This window comes from Candidatus Cloacimonadota bacterium (assembly GCA_020532355.1).
Taxonomy (GTDB): Bacteria; Cloacimonadota; Cloacimonadia; order Cloacimonadales; family Cloacimonadaceae; genus UBA5456.
The window spans coordinates 1-5,347 of the sequence record JAJBBD010000185.1; the positions used below are offsets into that span (position 1 = coordinate 1).

General features: G+C 44.8%; 9 protein-coding genes. 6 read left to right on the forward strand and 3 right to left on the reverse strand.

The window, feature by feature from the left end; all coding sequences use genetic code 11:
• From LHW48_06665 to LHW48_06690, 6 genes are all read left to right on the forward strand, one after another.
• Positions 1-496, forward strand: a 496-nt coding sequence (locus LHW48_06665) for a transposase family protein (protein ID MCB5260138.1), incomplete at its 5' end; no start/stop codon positions are given.
• A 4-nt stretch (positions 497-500) separates the two neighbouring features.
• Entirely contained in the window at positions 501-884 is a 384-nt protein-coding gene (locus LHW48_06670; protein ID MCB5260139.1) for a hypothetical protein, read from the forward strand.
• 28 nt (positions 885-912) lie between these two features.
• Positions 913-1,350, forward strand: a complete 438-nt coding sequence (locus LHW48_06675) for a hypothetical protein (GenBank protein ID MCB5260140.1) — start codon at positions 913-915, stop codon at positions 1,348-1,350.
• Between the two features lie 13 nt (positions 1,351-1,363).
• Positions 1,364-2,005, forward strand: coding sequence for a DUF3164 family protein (locus tag LHW48_06680; protein ID MCB5260141.1), 642 nt, complete (start codon positions 1,364-1,366; stop codon positions 2,003-2,005).
• Positions 2,006-2,062: 57 nt separating this feature from the next.
• Positions 2,063-2,314, forward strand: coding sequence for a helix-turn-helix domain-containing protein (locus LHW48_06685; protein ID MCB5260142.1), 252 nt, complete (start codon positions 2,063-2,065; stop codon positions 2,312-2,314).
• Complete coding sequence (locus tag LHW48_06690) at positions 2,307-2,843, forward strand: hypothetical protein (protein ID MCB5260143.1); 537 nt, start codon at positions 2,307-2,309, stop codon at positions 2,841-2,843. Before LHW48_06685 ends, LHW48_06690 begins: the two co-directional genes overlap by 8 nt.
• 215 nt (positions 2,844-3,058) lie before the next feature.
• Here LHW48_06690 and LHW48_06695 read toward each other — a convergent pair whose 3' ends face one another.
• The 3 genes from LHW48_06695 to LHW48_06705 all read right to left on the reverse strand — a co-directional run.
• The gene (locus LHW48_06695) at positions 3,059-3,625 is read right to left on the reverse strand and encodes a hypothetical protein (protein ID MCB5260144.1); all 567 of its coding nucleotides are present in this window, start codon (positions 3,623-3,625) and stop codon (positions 3,059-3,061) included.
• A 46-nt stretch (positions 3,626-3,671) separates the two neighbouring features.
• On the reverse strand, positions 3,672-4,190 hold the full coding sequence (pilO, locus tag LHW48_06700) for a type 4a pilus biogenesis protein PilO (GenBank protein ID MCB5260145.1): 519 nt from the start codon (positions 4,188-4,190) through the stop codon (positions 3,672-3,674).
• A partial coding sequence (locus tag LHW48_06705) for a hypothetical protein (GenBank protein ID MCB5260146.1) occupies positions 4,187-5,347 on the reverse strand: 1,161 nt, incomplete at its 5' end. The genes pilO and LHW48_06705, both read right to left, overlap by 4 nt.

The window sequence follows — 5,347 nt, forward strand, 5'->3', positions numbered from 1 at the left end:
AAGAGACAACATGGCAATCTGGACTCAAGCGAGACTTGGCAGTAAAGCAGTGGCAGAGACCATAGTCAAGACTATCATCCGAGATTCCAGCCTACTGAATGTAGGAGACGTATGGGTGGCAGATGGACATACCCTCGCCTTCGATATCATGAATCCTAAGACCGGGAAAGCTCAACGCATGACTATGATCATGGTCTTGGACTGGGCAAGCCGCTATCCGGTGGGAGCTTCACTTGCCTTTACCGAAGACAGCCACCATATCCAGGTAGCCTTCCGTAATGGCTTCCTCAACTGGGGAGCGGTACCGAGATGCGTATATCTCGATAACGGCAAAGCCTTCCGGTCAAAGCTCTTCCATGAGCAGTGGGACAACCACGATCTGGAGCTTGAGCTGGGAGGCATCTTCCCCAAGCTTGGCATCGAAGCCCACTTCGCAGAGAGCTATAATGCCAAGGCAAAGGTGATTGAGCGCTTCTTCAAGACCACCAATCCTTGATGCCATGTTATCGGAGAAGCGTATCAAACTGATCAGCCAGACGGAGCGCATCTATGCCAGGGCTAACCGTTACCGCAGCCAGATCGGTTATCAGCACTACCGGGGATGGACCTTCGATCAAGGTGCAGCCCATCAGCTGCTGGATGTCCTAGAGCAGGGCAGGTACAAGTCCATCCGGGACATTGCCCAGGCTGTAGGCAAGTCCCGGCAGTGGGTCTTTATCTATCTGGAAGCCCTGGCTTCCATTGATGCCATCGATCTGAGGGATTTCCACTACGTAGTCATCTCCCGCAAGAACGTCCACAAGATCGGCAGAAAGATCACCAAAGGTATCTTGAGAATGCTGCGGGGACTGAACAAGCTCGGTGGTCATCGAGTATTTGATTAACCCAATAACGATAGAAGAAGGTATTACTATGAACAAAGAACAACGGGAACGCTACCTCCGGCAGGATATCCATGCCCTCCGGGTACGCAAATTCAAATGGAGCGAAGATGAACTGAGGGGTCTGCTCAAGACCCTTGGCATGGGCGATTCCCTTACTGCCTTGGATGAGATGACTTTAACCGAACTCAAGCTGATCCTGATGCGGGTGCGCATCACCAACAAGCCCGATGAATACACCTACGACAAGCAGGGGATGTATATGCACACCCTGATGAAAAAAGCCAAGTGGGATGAGTATCAGCTCCGAACTTTTATGATCACTCATTACCGTAAGAGCCACTGGAACCTGCTTAATACTGACGAACGCAGAGCCGTAATCGCCATGCTGCAGAACTATGCCAAGCAAGCTGCAAAGCAGGCACTTAAGCAAGAGATCAATCAAGAATCACATAGAAACGACAACTGAATAAGGAGATACAATGGACGACAAGAAAACACCCCAGAATCCGCCTAAGAACCCGCCCAAGAAGACGGCTGACCGTACCAAGACCGATGCCCTGGGACAGAACGTACCCATCAGCATCATCAAACCGGAAATCCTCAAGCAGGATGCCATCGTAAGTAAGACCATCAACCGGGTCAAGAAGCTGCAAGAGCGCATCATCAGTGACAAAGCCCGTCTCTTTGAGGATGTGGAGCTATTCCTGCAGGAGATCGCCAAGAAGAACGGACTCTCCTGGAAGGGTAATGCCATCCTCAACAGCTTTGATGGCAAGTACCGGGTAGAGATCAGATTCAAAGAGCATATCCAGTTCGGGATCGAACTGCAGCTTGCCAAGCAGAAGATCGATGAGTGCCTTAAAGCCTGGTCTGCAGATTCCAATGTCAATCTGCGGGCTATCATCACCGAAGCTTTCCAGGTCGATAAGAAAGGCGAGATCGCCAAGCACCGCATCCTTGCCCTGCGTAAGTACAATATCAAAGACGCCAAGTGGAAGGAAGCGATGGAACTGATCGACAAAGCTATCAGAGTCGTCTCGACCAAGCAGTATGTATCCTTCTACGAGAGAGATGAGTATGGTGAGTACAAACAGATCATCCTCAACTTCACAGCTCTATGAGCGAAACATTGGTATCCTAATGCAAACGGGATTGAAAGAAACACGGGAGAATGAACAATGGCATCTATGAATAACAATGCAGCAGAGGAGATCAAAGCAATGAACATCTTCAAAGATGAACGCAACTACAGAACGGATGAGATAGCTGATATCCTCCGGGTTGACCGCTCCAGTGTTTACCGCTGGATACGTGACATCCTTGATCCTCTGCCTGCTTTCCGCACCAAGGAAAACGGACAGTTACGATGCTCCGGCAGAGACTTGAATGAGTATCTGGAAAGCCACAAGGTAAGACCTGAGTATGAGTAACGCTACTGAGTTCCGCATCAAGCGGGACAACTGCAGAGAAGCCTATCTGAACGGTAAAACCGAGCCCACTGAGCTGGCGGTGATCTACGGAGTCTCCGATATCACCGTCCGCAAGTGGATCAAGAGCGGCAAGTGGGATGAGTTGTTCAAAGAAGAGCGCAAGCTCGATCATGAGATCAGTATCGCCCGCAAGAGAGCGCTCATCCAGGCCTTGCGTGAGTATGCCAAGAACCCGGCAGATACCGCTCTGCAGAGTCTCGTAAACCTGATCAAGCGGAACCAGAAGGACTCTGAGCCTTCCAAGGAACTGAACGACTATATCGTCAGATTCCTTGATCAAGTAACCGACTTCATGATATCGATAAAGAAGAGAATATGGGTAACCATTCCATTGGTAAGAGACGCATGGAGAAGATCACTCAGGAACATGCGGGAGCATTATCTCCGGAAGGATATGGCAAGATCATCTGGCTCGGTAACCTGGTACATCCCATTTACTCCATCTGCCAGTTTCAGGAACTCATATTAGGCGATATGCGAGCAGATAGTCCAGAATTAGACTTACCTGCCAGATTGCGTTAAAGACCCACCAAAAGACGATATTGCGCTTCTCTCTCGAAGATCAGTGAGATAAGTCAATTTTGGAACAGTATCCAACCAGTAATTCGATAACATCTGTATGAAACTCTGTGTAACGTTTCCTCTTTCCACTACAGATTTCCTAGGATATCATTACTTTGTTAATCACTGGTTTTGCCACTTTGTTGCAGGAGCATTGTTCAGAATATTGGGGTCTGCAATAGATATGGTTATCATCTTATCTGCTTGCTTTATTGTGACATAGCACGAATTTATCTCCAAAACTTCACCATACAGGCCTTGGTCACCCGTTATCACATACTGAGTGTCGCTATCTATCTTTAGAACTGCGGTATTACCGATGACTCCTAGTAAGAGGACTTGCGGGTATACTATGTGAGCCTCTTGTTGATAGGGGATGTATGGGGCATTATCGGATTGCTCCCAGTCAATATATTCTTCACTTTCCCAATATGTTGAGGCATAGTCTTCTGAGTTATTTATCCCAACAAAGGGATCCCGGAATTCACCTGAGAACTCAGTATAGAACAGGCTGTCGATTGCCAAATGATCACGTAGTTGAATTTGACGATTGGGCGTGCTGACCGGAGATTCTGCCGTAGTATCAATATTGGTTAGCAGATTATAGGCAAAATTTCCCCATATAACAAGAGCTAACCCGATCAAACCCCACAGAAAGATTTTGTTTGTGTTAGAGTGCATTTCGTTCATGGTCTCTTCTCTTTCTTACGCTTAAGCAACATAATATCCAAAAATCTCATAGGCGTATAGAGTAAATTACTAGTTGCAGAGCAACGTCAACGCCATTAGTCGCATTTGGCTTGAGACCCACTTTTTCAAAACGTGTCAGAGGAAATGTGTTCTCTAGAGATTGGATAAATAATCCAGTGTTTTTGTATGTGCCGACTACTTGCAGCATGAATGAATACTCGATCAAGCTACCTTGTTGTTTAGTCGCTAAAGGCTCTATGCTGACCAATATTAAGTCCATATCAACTACAATTTGTGACAGTGACTCGATAAGCTCAGTAGCCGAGGATATCATTGAAACCTGCGACATAGTTTTGTTATGTTTCATCAGCTCGTTGTGTTGGTGCTTAAGCAAGCTCAATTTAAAATCCGATTCAGTCAGAGCCGTTTTGTTCCTACCTCCTAACTCTGAATATACAGAAGAGACAAGATGCCATATATCATCGTATAGCAATATCTTAAATAGATACAGAAAGACTATGATTACAAGTAAAGTCATCGCCTGCCAAGCTCTAGTTTGATTCATCGGTCAACACCTCTATTACACAGGGCTATCTCGAAACTCAGGACTTTGGTTTCATCAGTAGCAGTTGGTGTTGAGTTCTTACTATAAATCCTCTTTACTGATACATCCTGAAACAAACGTTTTGATGTCAAATCCCTTACAAGGAGTAATACCTCACTTTCAGACGTAGCATCACCCCTGATAATCATCTCCCGTATTTCACCAGTTTTGGTTATAGATAACTCTGACAAGGTCATGCCAATAGGTATACTACGTCCGATAACTTCCAAATCTGTAGAAACCCTTGAGAATTTAACTCTAATGGAGTCAACTTGAGTCTGTTGGCTTCTTAGAAGGGATATCTCTGCAGTAAGTTGATCAATTCTCTTCTGCTTGTTATCTTTAGCATTTGTCAATGACTCTTCCCCAATTAGACTAACCCCAATCCGAGTAATAACATATAGAATAAGGAATAAGAATGCTAGGATGATAAACGTTTTTTGACAATGGCTCTTGGCTAGCTTTCGATGTACGTTTTGTATCTGAGCGCTGTCCAAAAAATTACCAATATTGCCCAAACACAGTAGTTGATTTAGCCCCGTTCCATATGGAATTAATATGTCAGAAGATATCTTGTTGCCATTAACACATATTTGATCTACCGGTTCTAAATCATCGGTGGTAATTATTGCTTTATCTGATGTGATTACTGATGTATCGGAGACATCGCACATGAGTCCAGATTGAAAAGCAAGCCTTATGGGAGACTTATCAGTTGTAATCCCATTCAGATAGATTCTCTGATTAAATAGATCGTCATCTGCTAATCCAAGACCTGCAGACTCAATCCCGGAACCTATATAAACAGTATTTAACGATAACTGCTCTAATAGCCGTGAAAATTGGGATAGTGTAGTCTTGGGGATGGATATGATTATGCATTGATAGTTTGAGTTATTCAAGAAATATAAGTGTCGGTATTCGTACAAATCATACTCAGTTATGTTTGTTTGAATAAACGACTCAGCCCATTCATGCAGTTCCTTTTCTTCAATATCTCCGGGAACAATAAAACTGAAAAACGAGAAGTAATTCAAGGGCATTAATAGCGCAACAGGATACTTCTTCAAATCTTGATGTAAAGAGAGTGCTTTACTAATTCCCTCGTTGTCACTATC

Bases quoted from the DNA above. Each gene is read 5' to 3' on its own strand.
- LHW48_06670 (MCB5260139.1), top strand. From the start codon at position 501: ATGTTATCGGAGAAGCGTATCAAACTGATCAGCCAGACGGAGCGCATC.
- LHW48_06685 (MCB5260142.1), top strand. From the start codon at position 2,063: ATGGCATCTATGAATAACAATGCAGCAGAGGAGATCAAAGCAATGAAC.
- LHW48_06690 (MCB5260143.1), top strand. From the start codon at position 2,307: ATGAGTAACGCTACTGAGTTCCGCATCAAGCGGGACAACTGCAGAGAA.
- LHW48_06695 (MCB5260144.1), bottom strand. From the start codon at position 3,625: ATGAACGAAATGCACTCTAACACAAACAAAATCTTTCTGTGGGGTTTG.
- LHW48_06680 (MCB5260141.1), top strand. From the start codon at position 1,364: ATGGACGACAAGAAAACACCCCAGAATCCGCCTAAGAACCCGCCCAAG.
- LHW48_06675 (MCB5260140.1), top strand. From the start codon at position 913: ATGAACAAAGAACAACGGGAACGCTACCTCCGGCAGGATATCCATGCC.
- pilO (MCB5260145.1), bottom strand. From the start codon at position 4,190: ATGAATCAAACTAGAGCTTGGCAGGCGATGACTTTACTTGTAATCATA.